Source organism: Deltaproteobacteria bacterium (assembly GCA_019308905.1).
GTDB lineage: Bacteria > Desulfobacterota > BSN033 > WVXP01 > WVXP01 > JAFDHF01.
This window is the reverse complement of sequence record JAFDHF010000068.1, coordinates 15,585-34,782: the sequence shown is the minus strand read 5'-3', so window position 1 is coordinate 34,782 and position 19,198 is coordinate 15,585. Positions and strand designations below refer to the sequence as shown.

20 protein-coding genes and 1 pseudogene are annotated in these 19,198 nt (G+C 58.3%); 15 read left to right on the top strand and 6 right to left on the bottom strand.

What is annotated here, in order from left to right:
• Positions 1–143: 143 nt before the first annotated feature.
• Both JRJ26_17460 and JRJ26_17455 read right to left on the bottom strand, forming a co-directional pair.
• Complete coding sequence (locus tag JRJ26_17460; GenBank protein MBW2059278.1) at positions 144–758, bottom strand: hypothetical protein; 615 nt, start codon at positions 756–758, stop codon at positions 144–146.
• Between the two features lie 226 nt (positions 759–984).
• Complete coding sequence (locus tag JRJ26_17455; protein MBW2059277.1) at positions 985–1,248, bottom strand: helix-turn-helix domain-containing protein; 264 nt, start codon at positions 1,246–1,248, stop codon at positions 985–987.
• A 15-nt stretch (positions 1,249–1,263) separates the two neighbouring features.
• Between JRJ26_17455 and JRJ26_17450 the strand changes: the two genes are divergently transcribed.
• From JRJ26_17450 to JRJ26_17440, 3 genes are read left to right on the top strand one after another with little or no spacing between them, the layout of a single operon-like run.
• Entirely contained in the window at positions 1,264–1,737 is a 474-nt protein-coding gene (locus JRJ26_17450) for a 4Fe-4S binding protein (protein ID MBW2059276.1), read from the top strand.
• A 2-nt stretch (positions 1,738–1,739) separates the two neighbouring features.
• On the top strand, positions 1,740–1,991 hold the full coding sequence (locus JRJ26_17445) for a hypothetical protein (GenBank protein MBW2059275.1): 252 nt from the start codon (positions 1,740–1,742) through the stop codon (positions 1,989–1,991).
• Between the two features lie 2 nt (positions 1,992–1,993).
• Complete coding sequence (locus JRJ26_17440) at positions 1,994–2,248, top strand: hypothetical protein (protein MBW2059274.1); 255 nt, start codon at positions 1,994–1,996, stop codon at positions 2,246–2,248.
• Here the strand turns inward: JRJ26_17440 and uvrA are convergent.
• Complete coding sequence (uvrA, locus tag JRJ26_17435) at positions 2,238–5,000, bottom strand: excinuclease ABC subunit UvrA (GenBank protein MBW2059273.1); 2,763 nt, start codon at positions 4,998–5,000, stop codon at positions 2,238–2,240. The genes JRJ26_17440 and uvrA overlap by 11 nt on opposite strands.
• Before the next feature lie 157 nt (positions 5,001–5,157).
• Here uvrA and rtcA point away from each other — a divergent pair, with 157 nt between their 5' ends.
• The 6 genes from rtcA (at position 5,158) to JRJ26_17405 (ending at position 11,230) form a co-directional block, all read left to right on the top strand.
• Positions 5,158–6,216, top strand: a complete 1,059-nt coding sequence (rtcA, locus tag JRJ26_17430) for an RNA 3'-phosphate cyclase (protein ID MBW2059272.1) — start codon at positions 5,158–5,160, stop codon at positions 6,214–6,216.
• On the top strand, positions 6,188–7,222 hold the full coding sequence (locus tag JRJ26_17425; GenBank protein MBW2059271.1) for a DUF402 domain-containing protein: 1,035 nt from the start codon (positions 6,188–6,190) through the stop codon (positions 7,220–7,222). The genes rtcA and JRJ26_17425 overlap by 29 nt, the downstream gene beginning before the upstream one ends.
• Entirely contained in the window at positions 7,219–8,319 is a 1,101-nt protein-coding gene (locus JRJ26_17420; GenBank protein ID MBW2059270.1) for an FAD:protein FMN transferase, read from the top strand. The genes JRJ26_17425 and JRJ26_17420 overlap by 4 nt, the downstream gene beginning before the upstream one ends.
• 338 nt (positions 8,320–8,657) lie before the next feature.
• Positions 8,658–10,055 carry a cytochrome c biogenesis protein ResB gene (locus tag JRJ26_17415; GenBank protein ID MBW2059269.1) on the top strand — a complete coding sequence of 466 codons (1,398 nt, stop codon included), beginning with the start codon at positions 8,658–8,660 and terminating at the stop codon, positions 10,053–10,055.
• A 24-nt stretch (positions 10,056–10,079) separates the two neighbouring features.
• The gene (locus JRJ26_17410) at positions 10,080–10,904 is read left to right on the top strand and encodes a phosphoribosylformylglycinamidine synthase subunit PurQ (GenBank protein ID MBW2059268.1); all 825 of its coding nucleotides are present in this window, start codon (positions 10,080–10,082) and stop codon (positions 10,902–10,904) included.
• Positions 10,905–10,945: 41 nt separating this feature from the next.
• Entirely contained in the window at positions 10,946–11,230 is a 285-nt protein-coding gene (locus JRJ26_17405) for an integration host factor subunit beta (protein MBW2059267.1), read from the top strand.
• 115 nt (positions 11,231–11,345) lie between these two features.
• On the opposite strand, the gene JRJ26_17400 is transcribed toward JRJ26_17405, so the two are convergent.
• Positions 11,346–12,398, bottom strand: a complete 1,053-nt coding sequence (locus tag JRJ26_17400) for a histone deacetylase (GenBank protein ID MBW2059266.1) — start codon at positions 12,396–12,398, stop codon at positions 11,346–11,348.
• Between the two features lie 526 nt (positions 12,399–12,924).
• Between JRJ26_17400 and JRJ26_17395 the strand changes: the two genes are divergently transcribed.
• The 4 genes from JRJ26_17395 (at position 12,925) to JRJ26_17380 (ending at position 15,345) form a co-directional block, all read left to right on the top strand.
• Positions 12,925–13,344 carry a hypothetical protein gene (locus JRJ26_17395; protein ID MBW2059265.1) on the top strand — a complete coding sequence of 140 codons (420 nt, stop codon included), beginning with the start codon at positions 12,925–12,927 and terminating at the stop codon, positions 13,342–13,344.
• Between the two features lie 81 nt (positions 13,345–13,425).
• Positions 13,426–14,409: an MBL fold metallo-hydrolase gene (locus tag JRJ26_17390; GenBank protein ID MBW2059264.1), complete on the top strand. Its 984-nt coding sequence runs from the start codon at positions 13,426–13,428 to the stop codon at positions 14,407–14,409.
• Positions 14,410–14,454: 45 nt separating this feature from the next.
• Complete coding sequence (locus JRJ26_17385) at positions 14,455–14,853, top strand: M67 family metallopeptidase (GenBank protein ID MBW2059263.1); 399 nt, start codon at positions 14,455–14,457, stop codon at positions 14,851–14,853.
• 69 nt (positions 14,854–14,922) lie between these two features.
• Positions 14,923–15,345: a PaaI family thioesterase gene (locus JRJ26_17380; protein MBW2059262.1), complete on the top strand. Its 423-nt coding sequence runs from the start codon at positions 14,923–14,925 to the stop codon at positions 15,343–15,345.
• 66 nt (positions 15,346–15,411) lie between these two features.
• Here the strand turns inward: JRJ26_17380 and JRJ26_17375 are convergent, their stop codons facing one another.
• Both JRJ26_17375 and JRJ26_17370 read right to left on the bottom strand, forming a co-directional pair.
• The gene (locus tag JRJ26_17375) at positions 15,412–15,885 is read right to left on the bottom strand and encodes a CBS domain-containing protein (protein ID MBW2059261.1); all 474 of its coding nucleotides are present in this window, start codon (positions 15,883–15,885) and stop codon (positions 15,412–15,414) included.
• A 56-nt stretch (positions 15,886–15,941) separates the two neighbouring features.
• Positions 15,942–17,213 carry a cation:proton antiporter gene (locus JRJ26_17370; protein MBW2059260.1) on the bottom strand — a complete coding sequence of 424 codons (1,272 nt, stop codon included), beginning with the start codon at positions 17,211–17,213 and terminating at the stop codon, positions 15,942–15,944.
• 260 nt (positions 17,214–17,473) lie between these two features.
• On the opposite strand from JRJ26_17370, the pseudogene JRJ26_17365 reads away from it, so the two are divergent.
• Together JRJ26_17365 and JRJ26_17360 are read left to right on the top strand one after the other, a co-directional pair.
• Positions 17,474–17,578 (top strand): annotated as a pseudogene (locus tag JRJ26_17365) (DUF255 domain-containing protein).
• A 921-nt stretch (positions 17,579–18,499) separates the two neighbouring features.
• Entirely contained in the window at positions 18,500–19,198 is a 699-nt protein-coding gene (locus tag JRJ26_17360; protein ID MBW2059259.1) for a TVP38/TMEM64 family protein, read from the top strand.

The following is a 19,198-nucleotide window of genomic DNA, read 5'->3' as shown; positions in this document are numbered from 1 at the left end:
CCTTTCAAGACCGAGAAGATCGCCGTAGAACCGCTGGGCGCTCTCCTCGGATCGAGAGACCAGTGCGACGTGTTGGAGCTTCATGATTTTCCCTCCGTGATTCACTACAAAGCCAGGAGCAGGAATGTCCTTATTTTACCCCTTCAACCCCAAAAAGGAAACTCCTGCGCCACCCGGATCACCCGGCTTCCGGCGGAGATGAACCGCCACGGCTTGGCCTTGCCGAGAGCCTGTAGTGGATCTCTCCTCCCAAATGCCGCTTCCCGGGGAAGCGGGAAGGCCGCTGAGGAATAGGGCTGCGGAGCAACATGGTATCCCCCTTGGGACAGATTGTCGAGTTTTTTGTTATAGATTTGGTCGAGGAAGACGGGGGGCAGGAGGGCGGTCCTTGGGTTGATGGTTGGGTCTCTTTCATGGATGATCTGGAATGGGGTTTTGTTGGATTTATAGCTATTGGGTCGGGCGACGTTGAACCAGAGGTTGTAGGCGGCTGCCTTTTGGAGGAAGTCGGTTCGGTCCAGGAAGGTCTCAACCTCGTAGAATTCGTCTTCGATGAGGCGGTGGGCGGTCTCGACGTCTGCCTGGTAGGTGTGAGCTTTGGGAGGGATGGTATGGTGTTGGAGTCCTGGGATCGACTCGACAGTCAGGGTGAAGGCACTTGGGCTCTTGGCGTTCCAGGAGCCGATGAATTCAGATCCGTTATCGGTTTGGATGCGGCAGTCTGTGAGATCGGCGTTGCACAGTAGGCCGCTTACCACATCCCTTGCCGTGTATTGGATCTTGGGGAGGTTGAGCCTTCGGATCTGGGGCCAGAGCTCAGGGATGTCATCGAGGTCTTTGGTATCGACATCGATCTGTTCAAACAGCCTCCAGAGGGCTTTGACGGCTCTGAGGTCGTTTTTGGTTTTGTGTTTTTTTCTTTTGCGTCTGACAAGGCCCTCTTGGTGCCAGATCTTTCGGATGGCCTTGTCTGAGATGGTCAGCTCAAAGTTCTTCTTGATCCTGGGGGCTCCCCAGGAGGGGAGTCGCTTTTTGAGTTCGATGGCCGTGGCCCGCTGCTGGGGGCTGATAGGGCTTGGGGGATGATGAGGGGCACGGCTTCGATCGAAAAGACCTGCCATAGCGGGGATGATGAGGGGCACGGCTTCGATCGAAAAGACCTGCCATAGCCTCGCTCTGATAGCGTCTAAGCCATTTGCGGACGGTTCTGCGGTTGACCTTGAAAGCCCTGGCCGTGGCAGGGGCCATGATGGCCCTTGTGGCATGGTTGTTATGGACGAGAGCAGTTGCGTGGTGGATGTGGGGAGGTATTTTCTGGAATCCCTACAGGATGAATCGTGTGGCAAGCGTGTCCCCTGCCGCCTTGGAATCGAACGCATGCTGGAGATCGTCGGGAAGATCACGGCAGGGCGCGGCACGGAGACGCAACTGGCCCTGCTCGAAGAGCTCGGCGAGACGGTCGGCCTGGCTTCCCTGTGTGCTTTGGGCAAGACCGCTCCTAACCCCGTGCTGACCACCATGCGCTATTTCCGGGAGGAATACAAAGCCCGTATCAGCGAGAAGCGCTGCCCTGCCGGTGTGTGTAGGGGCTTGATCCGCTACACCATAGACCCTGGGAAATGCACCGGGTGCGGGGCCTGCCTGAGGGCCTGCCCGAAGGGGTTGAGGCAGGCCCTGATGCCGCCCTCTTCCCCATGGTGGATACAGAGACGGAGATCGGCCGCCAGCATAAACTGAGGATGAGACTGTCCATATTTACCGGGGCACTGGGTTCTACCGAGGTGGCCCGGCGCAACTGGGAGCATTTTGCCGTGGGTGCAGCCATTTCCGGGGTCTCCATCGTCTGCGGGGAAAACGTGTGCGGCATGAATCCGAAGGCCGAACTGGACAGACACAACAGGGTAAAGGAATCTCCGGACATGCGGCGCCGGGTGGAGGAGTATCGCCGCTGGCACGAAGGCTACGGCGCGGCGACATCTACGTGCAGATGAACGTGGAGGATACCCGTTTTGGAGTGGCCGAGTATGTCATCGAGAAACTCGGCGTGGAGACCATCGAGCTGAAGTGGGGTCAGAGAGCCAAGTGTATCGGCGGCGAGGTGAAGGTGAACACCCTGGAACGGGCCCTGGAACTCCAGAGGCGGGGTTACCTGGTCACTCCGGATCCGTCCCTTCCGGCCAGGGTCTCGGGCATCCCCTACGTGATGGATGCTTACCGGAAGGAAGCAGAGAGTATCATCAATGGATAGGGGTGGAGAATCTCTTCCTGAGAAACCTTCCCGTGTGGGACGAGGGGTGTGCCATTATGTCTGAAAGGCTTCCCTGAGCCACGACGGTTCCGCCTCGGTCCCCCCCCTCCGGCCCGAGATCGATGATATAGTCGGCATGGTAGATGAAGTCCAGGTTGTGTTCGATGACGACCACCGAGTTTCCCCGGTCCAGCAGCCTGGAAATACTCTTCAGAAGGGCCTCGATATCTGCCAGGTGGAGGCCCGTGGTGGGTTCGTCAAAGATGAACATCCTGTCCGACCCGGATGAGTGGGCGATGTGGAGGGCGAGCTTCAGGCGCTGGGCCTCTCCTCCGCTCAGCGTGCTTGTAGACTGCCCCAGGCTGAGATAACCGAGGCCGACCTCCATGAGGATCTCGAGCTTGCGGGTTATCTTCGGATCGTCCCCGAAAAACTCGAGAGCCTCCTCCACGGTCATATTGAGGACATCGAGGATGCTCTTTCCCCTGTATTGAATCTGCAGAACTTCAGGATTGAAACGCTTGCCCCCGCACCTGTCGCAGGTGACGATCACGTCTTCGAGAAACTGCATCTCCAGGACCTGGACTCCTGCCCCCTGGCATGCCTCACATCGCCCTCCCGGGACGTTGAAAGAGAAATGCCTCGGCTTCAGTCCGTTTCTCTTGGCCTGCCTGGTGGATGCGAAAATCCGGCGGATTTCGTCGAAGAGCTTCATGTAGGTCGCCGGGTTGGAGCGGATGCTTCTCCCGATCGGTGATTGATCTACCATGATAATCTCCGAGATCTGGTCGGCCCTCTCGATGGAGTCGAATCTGCCCCGTTCGTAACGAGGATCCGGTGTCTCGTGGAGACCGGCGTAAAGTACATTCTGCACGAGGGTCGTCTTTCCCGCCCCGGAGACCCCTGTGATGCAGACCATCACTCCCAGCGGGATGGAGACGTCGATGTGTTTCAGATTGTTCTCCCATGCATCGTGGATTGTGATCCATCCTCTCGGCTTCCGTTCCGGGGGTCTCTCCTTGAGGTCTTTTGTCCGGTTCAGGTACCTCGCCGTCACGGAGTCCTTGCACTCGAGAAGATCGGTGAGACTTCCCTGAAAGACAACCGAGCCGCCCTTGCGCCCCGGGCCTGGTCCGAGGTCGATGATTTCATCGGCCTCCGCAATGATGTCGGGATCGTGTTCCACCACGACGACGGTGTTGCCGCCGTCCCTCATCTTTTTCAGGGCTCCAAGAAGCCTCCAGCTATCCCTCGGATGGAGGCCTATGCTGGGTTCGTCGAGAACGTAGAGTGTTTCCGTCAGGGCGCTTCCAAGAGACCTCGCCAGGGTGATCCTTTGGAACTCCCCGCTGCTCAGCGTCCGGGTTTGCCGGTTCAGGGCAAGATAGCCAAGCCCGACTTCCACCATGAAGCCGAGGCGGTTCCTGATTTCTCTGAGGAGACGGTGGCCGATGGCCTCCCGGAACTGATCCAGGCGGAGATTCTCGAAGAAACCGGCCAGATCCTCGATGGTCATTCGGGTGAGTTCCGTTATGTTCTTGCCGCCGACATATACGTTGCGGGCCTCCTCTTTCAGCCTGGTTCCCCCGCAAGCCTCACAGTCCGTATATGAACGGTACTTGCTGAGATAGACCCGCACGTGGACCTTGTATCGCCTGCTCTCCATCCAGTCGAAAAATCCCTTTATGCCGAACCATTCTCCCCGGCCGTTGACCACGATCTCGCGCTGCTCCTCGGTCAGGGATTCGAAAGGTACGTCGACCGGAATCGAGTATTTGGCACATGCCTCCCATAGGTAGTCGTATCCCTCGTGGTAGGCCGGGCTGTTCCAGGCCACGATGGGCTCCTCTCTCAGGGCCCTTTTCTTGTTCGGGATCACCTTGTCCAGGTCGATACCGATCACCCGGCCGAACCCCTGGCACACGGGACAGGCTCCCAGAGGGCTGTTGAAAGAGAAGAGAAGAGGGTGGGGCTCGACGAATTCCCGCTGGCAATTGTCACACACGAATCTCTGGACGAAGCGCCTCCTCTCTCCCTCGGTGGTCTGAACGATACAGGTTTTGTCTCCCTGGGCAAAACAGGTCTGGATCCCTTCGGCCAGACGGCCCTCCACGCCGGGCTCCACGACAAGGCGATCGATGACCAGCTCGACCCGGTCTCGCCCGTCAAAGAAGGCCAGGGGCCTCTCCGTCATGTCTACCATCTCTCCGTCGAGAAGGATGCGGTAGAAGCCGTTCTTGATGAGATCCTGCACCCGGTAGGACCTCTCGTTTTCTCTGCCCAGGTCGTAGGGGGCGAGCAGGTAGACCCTCTTCTCTTCCATCCTCTCCATGATCCACCGGACGGTTCCCTGCACGGTGTCCCCTGTAACCTTTGTCCCGCATTCGGGGCAGATGGTCTCCCCGATCTTGGCAAAGAGGAGCCTGAGATAGTCATAGACCTCAGAGGCCGTTCCCACGGTGGATCGGGCATTCTTGACGGTATTTTTCTGCTCGATGGCGACGGCAGGGGGGATCCCGGTGATCTTATCCACCTCGGGCCTGTTCATTCTCTCGAGGAACTGGCGGGCATAGGTGGAGAGGGATTCCACATACCGGCGCTGGCCTTCCGCAAAAAGGGTGTCGAAGGCGAGTGTGGATTTTCCCGATCCCGAGACTCCCGTCACCACCGTGATCCTGCCCCGTGGAATCCTGCAGTTCAGGTTCTTGAGGTTGTGGGACCGCGCCCCTATGATCTCGATATAGCCGGACATCTCTCGCCTTTCGGAGTTTAATGAGATATTATAACACCTTGGAGCGTATCAAGAAACTTCAGGGGGCCGGGGTTTTCTCGGCTCGAGGGGTTCTCTCGTTCCTGGGCCTGATCAGTGACAGGCAGGATACGCCTCCAGATTGAAAGGGGGAAGAGGCTTGATCCGCATAGACGGCTCTCAGAGATCGGGCAGCGGCACTATTCTCAGGTACGCCGTGGCCCTCGCCTCTCTTGCGGGGGAGGAGCTTGAAATCACCAACATCCGGGCCCGGCGGAAGAAGCCGGGGCTCAGACCGCAACACGTGAGATCGGTGCTGGCCTGCTGCGAACTGACAGGGGGCAGGGTGGAAGGTGCGGTAGTAGATTCTGACAGGATCCTCTATCGACCCGGAAAAGGTTGTGAGAGAACCTCCTATACCTGGGAGATCGGTACAGCCGGGTCCACGACCATGCTCGCCTTCACCGTGCTTCCCCTGGCGATCTTTTCCGGCAAACCGCGGTGCTTCAGAATCTCCGGAGGCCTTTTTCAGGATTTCGCTCCAGGAGCTTACCACATGGAAAGGGTCCTCTTGCCGTTGCTGGCCAGAATGGGGGGAAAGGCCTCACTCAGGATAGTGCGGTACGGCTATGTGCCCAAGGGGGGAGGACTGATTCAGCTGGAGAGCCGGCCCGTGGCGGGCAGGCTTGCCCCCCTTTCCCTGGAAGGGCAGGGCCGGGTTGTCGAAGTATCGGGCATATCCCTGGCTTCCCATCTCCGCACACAGCGGGTCGCCGAGAGGATGGCCGAACGATGCACGGAGATCCTGTCACAAGAGGGTCTTAGGCCCCGGTTTGAGATTGTCCAGGACACATCCGCTCCCCAACGGGGGGCCGCCCTGTTCGTGGCCGCCCGGACAGACACGGGCTGTCTCCTAGGTGCGGACCAGGCGGGCCGCCCTGGCCGACGATCCGAAGCGATCGGGACCTTTGTGGCGAGGAACCTTCTGGAAGATCTGGGGTCAGGGGCTACTGTGGACCGTCACCTGGCGGATCAGCTGATCCTGTTTGCCGGTCTTGCCCAAGGAAGGACGACCTATCTGATCCCTCGGCTGACCGATCACGTGGAGACGAATCTCTGGCTCATCGAGACGATTCTCGGGGCCAGGACATCCTGCCGTGGGAATCGAGTCGAGATCGAGGGCATAGGGTTTGAAAGACACGCGGCCGACCCGAATTGAGAGGAGACATCTGAAAGTCCGGGGGATCTATGCAACCGCCCTGACGCGGCTCGTGCTCGACATGGGCTACGGCATCGCCGAACCTTCCCGGGAGATCTGCCGTCGGTTTGGAATCGGGGAGAACGAGATTCCCCCGGACCTTGCCATCGAAGATCGAGAAGACATGCAGGGGGTCAGGATCCTGGGGTCCAGAGAGGCCGGGGAGGAGCTGATCCGCCGTCTTTGGGAAGTGCTTCTCGACATGGTGGTGCGGAGGGGATCGACTTGTGGGGATAGCGGCGGGTCCGGGCGGGGAAGTGCCGCCTGGGAGATTGAATTCCCAGGGGCGAGCAAGGCCGCACTGGACGGCCTGAGGGATCGAGTGCTTCCCACCATGATGCACCACCACAGGCTGAGAATCATCGCCTCTGATTATCTCGATCTCTTCGAGGGGGAGATCGCAAGGAAACCTCAGAAGAAGAGGAAGTTGGAGCGTGAATTCCTGGAGCGGTTTCTCTACGGCCCCATGAGGAAGCAGGGCCTGGTCTGTTTGGAGCATGTAAAGCCGGAAGGTGAAGTCCTGAGACTCGGCCAGGGAGAGGTCCTCTCTCTCGAAGGGAGCCGGATTCTCGTGCGAAGGAGGTTCCACCGCGGCCGTTACGACGGCCTCGACATGCCCATCGAGCCCGGCGACTACGGCCTCACCGAGACGGAGGAAGGGAATTGGTCTGTCCGGCACCGCTACTTCGGAAGGGGGGGGAGACCAAAGGGTGAGTACCTGAATGTCAACACGCCCGTTGAGTTCTATCCGGATCGGATCCGCTATGTGGATCTCCACGTGGACGTGGTAAAGAGGGGACAAGGGGAGCCGAGAATCATAGACCGCGAGGACCTGGCAGCGATCACCAGGAAAAGACTCATCAGTTCCAGGCTCGAGGGGAAGGCACTCGAGGTCTCCCGCCGGTTGCTGGAAGAGCTGGGCTTCTCAACACAGGAGAGGGCAGAGGGCCGGGAGGGTTCCGGTTGATTGGGTTGGGTGGTTTGTCCCATGTGCTGTCGAAACCGGACAGGCCCGGCATGCCGGGAGATGCGTCTCGCAGGGGTTACAGGCCGATGAAGAGCCCTTTCTCAAAATTCCTTTTTCTCCTTGTGGTACTTCTCCTTTCCCCTGTTGCCGGGTGCGGGCACGGGGGACCTGAGATCCTGAAGCGGACCCAGTTTCTCATGGGTACCCTGGTGGAGATAACCGTGATCGCCCGGAATGACCAGGCATCCGCCGACGCGCTGAGTGGGGCCTTCGAGGTGATGCGGAGGATAGAGAGGCTCATGAGTCGAAGGATAGAAGGGAGCGATGTCTGGAGGGTCAACCGGGCGGCAGGGAGAAAAGCAGTGAAGATCAGCGGCGACGTACTTTGTGTGATGGAGAAGGCCCTCCAGGTCTCGGACCTTTCGGGTGGAGCTTTTGACCCTACGGTGGGGAGCCTGGTGAGCCTCTGGGATCGTTGCTGGAAGGGGGATCGAGTCCCGTCCAGGGGTGAGGTGGCATCAGCACTCGCGCGTGTGGGATACCGTGACCTTCAAATCGACGAGGACAAGGGGGCCCTCTTTCTGAGAAGAGAGGGGATGGAGCTGGCCCTGGGTGGGATCGCCAAGGGGTATGCGGTCGACCGGGCTTTCCGGTTTCTCAAAGACCTGGGATTCAAGGCTCTGATCGTGGATGCAGGAGGCGATCTAAGGACGGGGGGAACCAAGTTCGGCGCTCCCTGGGTCGTGGGGATTCAAGATCCGAGAGACGAATCGAGACTCATGGCGACCGTCGAGGTGAAAGAGGCGGCCGTGGCCACCTCAGGAGACTATGAGCGTTATTTCATCAAGGATGGAGTCAGGTACCACCACATCCTCGACCCCGTGACAGGCTTTCCGGCCAGGAGGTCGAGGAGTGTCACGGTCTTCAGCGACCGGCTCGTCTGGGCCGACGCCCTTGCTACGGCTGTTTTCGTCCTGGGGCCGGAGAGGGGGATGGCCTTGGTGGAGAGTCTGCCCGGGACCGAGGCTCTGATTGTGGATGGGGAGGGAAGGGTCTCGATCTCATCGGGAATGGGAGGGCGGATACGTTTCCAGTAGGAGATCCAGGCCCTTCAGCCGGGGTTTCCTGAGTCTTCGGCCGGGAATTCTTGGAAGTACACGAACACGCCCCACGAACACGACTCACGCCTCACGAATCACGCCCCACGAACACGAATCACGACTCACGAACACGCCCTTTCCCCTCCCCGCTCACCCTTGATGAGTACCCTACCGCTTCCGCAGTGTCGCTCGGAGGCAGGGGTGTACTCCAAAAGTCAGGAAACTCCGCCCTTTAGAGGTTGACACGAAAATGGGAGTATGTTAAAAATTTCGGCAATTTCTAAATCAGCAGGCTCGGGATCTCGGAATTTTTCCGGTGCGATAAGGGGTCGGCCTTGGACAAGAACGATTCAAAGGGGCGGAACGAGGTGTTGTGGAAAGCCTTCTCATCTGTGAGGATGACGGTCTTTCTCCTTATTCTGCTCGCGGGAACATCGGTGCTGGGGACTGTCATCCTCCAGAAGGGCACGCCCCATCAGTACCTCGTGGAATACGGCCCGGGGCTGGCACGGATCCTCGATTTCTTCGGTCTTTTCGACATGTATCACTCCTGGTGGTTCCTGGCCATTCTCGGCCTCCTGGTTGTTAACCTGCTGTTCTGTTCTCTCAAGAGACTGCCCTCGGTATGGCGGCAGGTATTTCATCCCAGGATCGAGCTGGCCCCTTCCAGGATCGAGGCCCAGCCATTCACGGCGGCTTTTCGGGCCCCTGAGGGAGAAGAGGGGCTGGCCGAGAAGATCGGGAAGGAGATTCATCGGTTTTTCCGGAATCCCAAACGGATCGAGGGGCGTGAGGGGCTGATTCTCTACTTTGAGAAGGGGAGGTACGGGCGACTCGGTGTCTACGTCGCCCATCTAAGCGTGATCATCATTCTGGCAGGTGGAATGATCGGATCGGTCTTCGGTTTCAGCGGGGTTCTGAAGATCCTGGAAGGGGAGACAAAGGAGAGCATTCTTCTGCGCAGGAAAGGCGGATTCGTCGACTACCCCCTGGGATACCAGGTGAGGTGTGAGGATTTCGAGATCTCCTATTACGATATTCCGGGTCCCCGGAAGTTCGTGAGCGAGTATACCAGTGTCCTTTCCATCCTCGAGAATGGCAGGGAGGTCCGCCGCGTCAAGGTCCGTGTCAACCACCCGATGGCCTATAAGGGCCTCAAGTTCTATCAGTCTTCCTACGGCAGCGAGACCGAGGCCGTCCTCCGGATCCGCAGGAGGGAAGCGGACGGCTCCCATGAGATCCGGATTCACGAAGGGCAACGGGTGAGTCTTCCCGGCAATGACCTCTCTTTCCAGCTCCTGGGATACTTCCCGCAGGTCCACAACTTCGGACCAGGTATCCAACTGGCCCTGTTTCCCAGGGGTGGAACTCCCAGGCGTATCTGGCTTTTCAAGAAGATCCCCGATTATGATGAGAAAAGGGGGGGTGATTTCGTCTTCACCCTCGATGACGTTCTCATGAAGCAGTACACGGTGCTCCAGGTAAACAGGCAGCCCGGTGTCTGGGTTGTGTGGGTCGGGTCTGGCTTGCTGATTGTCGGCACTATCATGGCCTTTTTCATCCCGCACCGGAGGCTCTGGATTCTTATCTCAGGGGAGAAGGGGGCGGGCAGGAGGGTTCTGCTCGGGGGGACCAGCCATCGAAACAGGGTGGGTTTTGAGAGGGAGTTTTCAGACCTCCTTCAGCGTCTCGAAGGGATAGGGTTGAAGCCGATCCGAAGCGCCTCACCATGAGGAGAGGGGTAGTTCACGGAATCCATGAGCAGAGTCGTTCGAGCCGTCGTGATTACAGGCTACGGTATCAACTGTGAGAGGGAGATGGCCCATGCCTGCAGATTGGCCGGTGCCGACGTTGTCGACATCGTCCACATGAGTGAGCTCATTCACGGCGGCAGAAGCCTGGACGACTACCACTTTCTCAATCTGCCGGGTGGATTCCTCGACGGAGACGACCTCGGAGCCGCCAAGGCCGCGGCGAACCGTCTCCGCTACACCCGGGTCAAGACTACCGGTGAGAGGCTCTACGATCAGATCCTCCGGTTCATAGGCGAGGGGAAACTCGTCCTCGGAGTCTGCAACGGGTGTCAGCTCATGGTAAAGTCGGGCATGTTGCCGGGGTTCGACGGGGATTATGAAACCCAGCGTCTGACGATCACTTTCAACGATTCGGGACGATTCGAAGATCGGTGGGTCTATCTCATGATCAACCAGGAGAGCCCTTGTGTTTTCACACGTGGCCTGGAAAAGGTCTATCTGCCCGTGAGACACGGGGAGGGAAAGTTCATCGCAGGGGACGCCGGTACTCTCGAGCGGTTGAAAGAAAAGGGGCTTGTCGTCGCTCAGTATACGGATCGTGATTTCCAGGGACCCACCATGGACTATCCCGAGAATCCCAATGGATCGGTGGAGGGAGTGGCTGGAATCTGCGATGAGACCGGGAGGCTCATGGGGATGATGCCCCATCCCGAGGCTTACACCCATTTTACCAATCATCCCCGGTGGACCCGTGAGAGTCTTCCCGAGGAGGGAGCCGGAGTAGAGTTCTTCAGAAACGCCGTAGAGTACATCAGAAAGAACCTTTGATGTGCAGGGAAAATCCAGATCGTCCATGAGAGGAGGTAGATATGAACAAGGCGGAACTTACCCTCCAATTGGCGGAGAGGATTCCAAACCTCACCCAGAAAGTGGCAAAGGTGATTGTTGATACCGTCTTCGACGGGATGAGGGATTCCCTTATCCGCGGAGAGAGGATCGAGATCAGGGGATTCGGGAGCTTCGTCATCCGCGATTATGGGGGCTACAAGGGGAGGAATCCAAAAACCGGACAGATCGTGGATGTGCCGCCCAAGAAGCTTCCCTTTTTCAAGGTCGGGAAGGAACTCAAGGAGAGAGTCAACTCCGGCGCATGAGAGATAACACGCCCCTGTTCCTTGCAGGGAGAAAATTCCAGGAGAAAATCGCGGACTTGGCAGGCCTCAGTCCGGGGCGGTCCGGCTGGGGCTCTCCGCAAGTTCCAGAGATGGCTCAGAAGCAGTTCCAGTATCTGCTCTGGATCTTCTGAATCGATTCGATCTGTTTCTCTATCGCCTTGTAGTCTTTCTTCTCTTGTTCCTGGCATTTCGGCTGATCCACCCAGCTCGCATCGTCTCTCATCTCGAACAAGACGGCCTTGACAGACTCACGCAAAGCGGTAAGGTCGTACCCCCCTTCAAGGGTCAGAACGACTCTGCCGGAGCAGGTTGATCTGGCCAGATCCTTGACGATATTCATCAGGCGAGCAAAGCCCATCTCCGTTACACTCATTCCCCCGAGGGGATCTCTGTGGTGGATGTCGAAGCCTGCGGAGACCAAGATCATTTGGGGTCGATAGGCAAGGGTGATGGGCCTGAGGAGGTGGGTGTAAATATTGGCGTATTCGGAATCGCCGCATCCGGTGCCCAGAGGGACGTTGACGGTATAGCCCTCCCCCTTTCCCCGCCCGGTGTCGCGGGCTGCACCTGTCCCGGGGTAGTACGGGTACTGGTGGGTTGAAAAGTAGAGAACCCCCTGCTCATCATAAAAGGTGTTTTGCGTGCCGTTGCCGTGGTGGAGGTCCCAGTCGACGATGAGAATCCGGTCGAAGCCGTGGCTTTCCTGAAGGTGCCTCGCAGCGATGGCAATGTTGTTGAACAGGCAGAACCCCATGGCTCTCGCTCTTTCCGCATGGTGCCCCGGGGGCCTCACCAGGGCGAAGGCACTTCCTACATGCCCGCTCACAACCGCATCTGCAGCCTCCAGAAGCCCTCCTGCTGCCCAGATCGCAGCCTCGTAAGAAGCCGCACAGGTGGAGGTGTCGGGGTCGAGCTGGACATGGGATTTTCCAGCGGTCTGTTCCACCAGGTCCACATAGGAGGGATCATGGACGGTTTCGATCTCCCCCCTGGAGGCGGCCCTTGCCGGAATCTCCTCAAAAAGCCCCTTCACCTCCCCCTCTTCCAGGGCCTGGTATATGACTCGGAGGCGCTCCGGGGATTCTGGATGATAGCCCATGTCATGGAGAAGGTACCGTTCATTCCTGACGATTCCAACCTTGCTCACGGTTCCTCTCCTCCTTCGACCCTCTCGACAGACCCCCGAGCCCGATCGAATGTCAAGGGGTCTGAGGTCGTCTCTGGGAAGAGAGGCTATCCTTTTTGGGATCAGGGGTCAAGCCTTTTTGTGGAGTTTCCTGACTTTTGGAGAACACCCTTGCCTCCGAGCGACATTGCGGAAGCGGTGGGGTACCCATCAATCCCCACCCGCGAACCTTGATAGGGTCACCGCGTGAGCTCAGGAGCGAGGGGACAAGGGTGTTCTCCTGCCAAGACAGAAAAAGATCGTGAAGTCATATACTTGCAAGAATCCTCGGCCGAAAACTCAGGCAACTCCACAGCCTTTTTTGTTTGAGCTTTCCTCACGTGAGGAAAGCTCGAGGTTTGACCGCGAACCGCGAATCCTATATAAATATCCCTGGAGGGATCGCAAAGAAGATACGGATAGGAGGGAGACAAGGAGGGATCTCTTCCGGTATCTCCCGGTCGGGGAGTAGAACCTTCGGATTCTTTTGGGGCTCCGGCGGGTTCAGGTGAAGTCGGCGGAAGTGGGGCAGAAAATGGATGGAGAGGCGGGGGAAGTGAAGGAGGAGAAGCTCGATACACTCTCGGAGCGGTACAAGACCCTCAGGCTTACCTATTTCCCCCACTGGAGGGTGAGTCCCTGGGAGAAAAGGGAGAAGGAGGCCGTGGTCGGTGCTTTCCTGGAGGATTTGGAGGCGTACCTCCTGGAGAACAGATGGTCGGTACAAGAACGCGGCCCGGAGAGCAGGACCTACCGATTCGAGGAAGATCCGAGGACCTTTCTGAAAATTCGTAACTATATTGACTACTTCGGAGTTCACACGGTCTATCTCATCGAGATCAGGCTCGTCAGAGAAAGGCCCGGCCTCTGGGACAAGGTCCTGGCAGAGGGTGAGCTCGTTTTCGACTACCTGAAGAGAATGTCGTAAGGGGAGGCGAGACGTCTTTTCCCGGGGGTCCGAGTCTGCAGCAGGCTCCCAAAGAGATAGGCAAATGTAGGATCAACCGAGTTGCAGGGATCATTCATCGAAAAGCGGGGCAAGCCCGGCTCTTTTCGACTCACGGGTGACCGAATGGAGGCGATTTTCCTGGGGACCGGCAGCGCCTGGGGCCTGCCGGAGCATGGCTGTCGATGCCAGATATGCGAGAAGATGAGGCTGCTGGGAGAAGAGAGGTTGCGCACCTCCATTCTTGTGAGGGGAAAAGAGAGTATTCTCGTCGATTGCGGCCCGGACATGAGGATCCAGCTGATACGAAACCGGGTCGATCATATCGATGCCCTCCTGATAACGCATGGCCACAGCGATCATTATATCGGTCTGGATGAGCTCGAGGCCTTGCGGCGCAACAGGAGGCAGGAGAGGTGGAGTCCCGTTCCCGCCTTTGCCACCGAGAAGACCTGGGAGATCGTGGGACGGCGGTTCGATTATCTGCTGGGCAAGCTCCTGGAGAAAAGGTCCGTCCGGGCGGGAAGACCACTGGATAGCCTCAGAACCCGGGTCACTCCCTTCAGGACCGTGCACAGCGATTCGGCCGGAGGGAGCGTCGGATATGTCTTTGAAGAGGAAACGGGCAACGGGCCGAAGAGACTCGTCTATACATCGGATTTTGTCGATGTTCCGGGAGAGGACTCCATCCTTGAAAACCCGGATATCCTGATCCTCTCGTGCAATTCCTTCAATGAGCCGGCCTCCAACCAGCCCGGACACATGAGCTTTCAAAGGGCCATCGAGTACATCCGGAAGTGGAGCCCTAAATCGGCTGTCTTTCTGGTCCACATCTCGGATGTAGACGTCCTCCCCGGAGACGAGTGGGGGGGCTTCAAGAAAGTCAGACCCCTGGATCCCATGAAGAGCCCTGTTACCGGGCTGCCGTACAAGGTGCCCACGTGCCACCGGGAATGGCAGGAAAGGGTCGACCGGGTAATAGCGGATTTGGATATCTCCTGCAAGGTGACCGTGGCCCATGACGGGCTCAGGGCCTTGCTCTGGTGAGGTTGAATTCTCCGGATCGGTGGAGTTCTTGAACGGTTAGGGGCCATGATGAGAATCCCTGAAGCGATTTTTCGGGAGATGATAAACCATGCGGGGAGGGAGCTGCCTCTAGAGTGCTGCGGGCTCCTTGCAGGCCGGGAGGGCGTGGTTACGAGAGTCTACCCCCTCGAGAATCAGGAGAAGAGCCCGGTCTCCTACCTCGCCGCTCCGGAACAGGAGTTTCATGCCCTGACGGAGATAGAGGGTCTGGGTCTGGACCTTTTGGCCGTCTACCATTCCCATCCCGAAACGGAGAGCTACCCCTCACAACTGGACATTGAAAAGGCGTATTTCACTGAGGCTCTCTATTTTATCATCTCCCTGAAAGACCCGGTCCCCCGGGCTAGGGCTTTTCGTATCTCCCGCGGAGGGGCCGTTGCCGAGGTGAGATTCGAGATCTTTTGAGAGGCTGTCCCACCCTCCATCTTCCAGGGTCGGAGATGGGGTGGGCCCCTTTTCGAGGAGGCCGAAGCCATGGAAGAGGAGCAGATCCATGCCAGACTCGCCGAACGGACCAGGCAGGAACCCTTTGCGCGGCTGCTCGACATGAAGGTAGAAGAGGTCGGGAAGGGATACTCCCGGGTAGAGATGAGATTTACCCGGGAGATGGAGAATCTCTTCGGCATGGCACACGGTGGAGCCATCTATTCCCTTATCGACGAGGCTTTTCAGACAGCCGTCAACTCCCACGGTACCCTGGCCGTTGCGCTCAACATGAACGTGACCTACGTCAACTCCCCCGAGCCGGGGGATATTCTTCGGGCAGAGGCGAGGGAGGTGAGTCTCACCAGGAAGACCGGTACCTATGCCATCCGGGTGACAGACGGGAAAGACAGGCTGATAGCACTCTGCCAGGCGCTGGCGTACCGCAAGGGCGAGCCCCTGCCTTTCCAATAGCCCTGTGGCAGTCCTTTCGCGGGGACCTGAGAGCCGGAGTCCTCGGTGGTTTCGCGGCAGAGGACCTCAATCCTCCCTCCTTGCGATCAGAAACGCGAGGAGATCGATCATCGTGATGTCACCGATGAGCCTTTTCTCCGTGTCCAGGGCGGCAATCTCGTTCACGTTCTTCTCTATCATCCTCTTTAGGACTGCTTCCACATCTTCCTCACCGGTTGCAGAGATCGGGTGTCTCTCCATGATATCGACGACCGCTTCCGTGACGATCGCGTTGATGAGAAAGCGGGGGTGGATTTGAGGCTCGTGGCTCCGAAAGAATACGTGGCGCACCAGTGTCGCCAGTGAGACGGTCCCGGTGAGCCTCCCCTTGCCGTCTACCACATACAGCAACCGGCTGTGTGGGAACCGGGCCATCATGTGGATGGCTTCCTCGAGGCTCGACCCCTGGGACAGGACCGGGACCTCCCTCCCCTTCAGGGTCTCGAGCAGCTCGGCTATCGTCGCCGCCTGGGTCTTTCCCTCTCTCCCCTTTCCTTTCATCGGCCCTCCTCGGGTCCCATATTGTGGAACGTTACAGCGGGATTCTGCCAGACCGGTCACACCTTGCCTGTTTCACCCGCCCTCCCAAGGGCGTACCGAACGAGAATCGGTGCCAGTAGCTCGTTGAGGATGACAGACCCCAGGACCGCGCTGACCATCATCTCCGACATCCGGGAGGGACCCAGGCTTTCTGCCGCCAGCAGAACCAGCCCTACGGTCACGCCCGCCGCAGGGAGGAGTCCGAGGCCAAGGTATCTCTTGACAGTCCGAGATGCGTCCGAGATCTCTCCACCCAGACGGCAACCCAGTAGTTTCCCCCCAAACCGGCCGAGGCTGATGACCAGAGCCAGCGATCCGGCTGTCTGGACTACCCGCAGATCGAGGTGCGCCCCTGCAAGGGTGAAGAACATGGCGAAGATGGGTTCCTCTATACCTTCGACCACCGCGAAGAGGTCTTGGTCCGACCTTACGAAGTTGGCCACCATGAAGCCGAGTATCATATTAGCGAGCAGGGGGGATGAGCCGAACCCCATGGCGAGTCCGCTCATCAGGAATATAGAGCCCAGGACTACGCCGAGCATCGCCTCTTTTCGCCGGACAAGGTGGAGGAACCACCTGAGGCAGAGCCCTCCGGCCGCGCCCAGAGCCAGGGCGGCCACGATATGGAGGCCTGGCAAAACCGCCACGTTCTGCCAGGACAGGGTTCCACGGGCCGTCAGAGCCTGGGCCACGCTCATGGCAAAGGCGAACAATAGGATCGTGAGGCCGTCGTCAAGGGCGACCACCCCCAGAAGGACCGTTGTGAGCGGCCCTTTGGCCCTATACTCGTGAATGATGGCAAGGGTTGTTGCCGGTGCAGTTGCCGCCGAGATCGCCCCGATCACCAGGGCGATAGGAAAAAAGACCCGCCCCAGAGGACTTACGGCATCTGTCCATCCGGCACCGATGAGGGGCAGGGCGATGGCGACGAGGACCGTAGTAAAGAAAAAGGCGGCCAGAGCCTGGATGGGTGTGATCCAGAGGATCTCTTTTCCAAGCCTCTTGAGCTTTGCCAGCACCAGGCTGCCTCCGATGGAGAAGGCGATGACCGACAGGGCGATGTCGGTTACCAGTACCAGATCCTCTTTTACCAGTTCCTCGTGGAAGACTCCGAGAATAGACGGACCGAACAGCATTCCGGTCACGATATAACCACTCACCCGGGGCGCCCTGAGCCGGCTCGCCACCCTGCCTCCCACGTAACCCAGGAGAAGGAGCAGGCCCAGGTGAACAAGGGTGTGGGAGTTCTGCAGGAAGGCCTGAAATCCGGCTAGAAGGGGGAGATTCATAATCGTTGAGCCTTCCCTGGAGGAGCATAAAATACACGGTTCCAGCCTCGAGAATACATGATTCACCCCACCTCTTGAAGGTTCCCTTCACTTGCTGGGAGATCATATAATCATGAATAAATGATACAACATGTCGGCCGGGGAATGACACTCATTCCGGTCACCGCGGCGACCTCGATCAGCCGGGGCTTCTTTTTCTCCGGCTCGGGGCAGGGGGAGGTTCGAGAGGGAGGGGGGGCGGTATAGAGTCGGAAGATCACATGCCAGAGTCGCCGAAACACGGCCAGGGCTGCAATCGGTTGATCCACGGGAAGAGCCCCTATCTGCTCCAACACGCAACAAACCCGGTGGACTGGTACCCCTGGGACAGGAGGCCTTTTTTTGCCGGAACCTACTTCCCGAAGAGGAGCCGTTTCGGGCGAATCGTCTCAAGACGGGCCGGGTGAACCACTGGATGGAACCAGCCTGAAGGCTGCCTATGAGCAACTAGCCAGATCTTTTGACGAGGAACATGGAGGCTTCGGGAAGGCCCCCAAATTCCCGGCTCCCCACAACCTGCTTTTCCTTCTAAGGGAGGCTTCTCCATCGGTATCGTGATGGAGAAGCAGGGCTGACAGCCCACATCGATGATTACGCTTTTTTCATCTGGGGCCTGATCGAGCTTTACGAGACGACCTTTGAGACACGGTATCTCGAGACGGCCCTGGATCTCAGTGGCGATATGATACTCCACTTCTGGGACCGGGGGAGGGGAGGATTCTATTTCACCCCTGATGACGGCGAGAAGCTTCTGGTTTGCAGGAAAGAGATCTATGACGGTGCGGTCCCCTCCGGTAATTCAGTGGAGGCCTTTGACCTGCTTCGGCTCGGGCGGATTACAGCCAACCCGGATTTCGAAGAGAGGGCCATGGCAATAGGCCGTGCATTCTCCGGCCAGCCGAGGGGCAGTCGGCGGAGATCATCGGGCTTGCGGAGTATGCGAGGTATCGGTCCAGCATCGGCGGAAAGGCCGCGGCCTATGTCTGCCTCAACTACAACTGCCAGGCTCCCACAACAGACATCGGGAAGATGCTGGAACTGGTTGATGTGAAAGACCCATAAGGGGAAGAAATCTTGTGAATGGGTTCTCGTGGGGGGCGGATCGATGCCGGACCGAGAACAGCGGAGAAGACCGAATTTGTCTTTTTCAGCCGGGAAAGCGTTTGGATGATCTTCGTGACTGAGGTGGAGCGATCTTGGGAGGGCGTAGCTTGAGCGGCGACCTGGGGGGTCAGGGGAACAGGGCCATGAAAGAGGTTACCAAACCACCGGTAAAGAGACGAAAGGGGGCTGTAGTAAAGGCCTCTATTTTTCTCCTCTTTATCGTTGTGGCTATCTATGTGATCAGGGCCACACCGGTGAAGGATCACCTGACGCAAGAAGCCCTGGGCCGTTCCCTGGGGGTAATAGGCGTATGGGCCCCCCTCGTCTACATGGCGATCTATGCGGTAGGCGTCTGTCTCTTCGTGCCCGGAACTCTTCTGACCGCCCTGGGAGCTGCCCTCTTTGGAGCCTACTGGGGGTTCGTCTACGTCTGGGTCGGGGCAATGGTCGGTTCCAGCATCGCCTTCTGGATCGGGCGGACCCTGGGCAGGGAGTTTGCGGCTTCCCTGATAGGCGACAGGTTGAGGAAATACGATGTCGCCATCGAGCAGAACGGGTTTGCCGCTGTCCTCTACCTCCGGCTCGTCTATTTCCCCTTTACCGCTATGAATTTCGGCATGGGGCTCACGGGGGTCCGTTTCCGGGACTATTTTTTCGGTACCGGACTGGGGATCATCGTGGGGACCTTTATCTTTACCTTTTTTGTGGGAACACTCAAAGAGGTCTGGGCGAGCGGCAGATGGGGGGAGTTGGCCTCCCTCAGGGTTTTCTTCTCCCTGGGTCTTTTCGCCTTCTCCTTCTTTATCCCCAAGCTCATAAAGAAGTTAAGAAAGGAGAGTTGA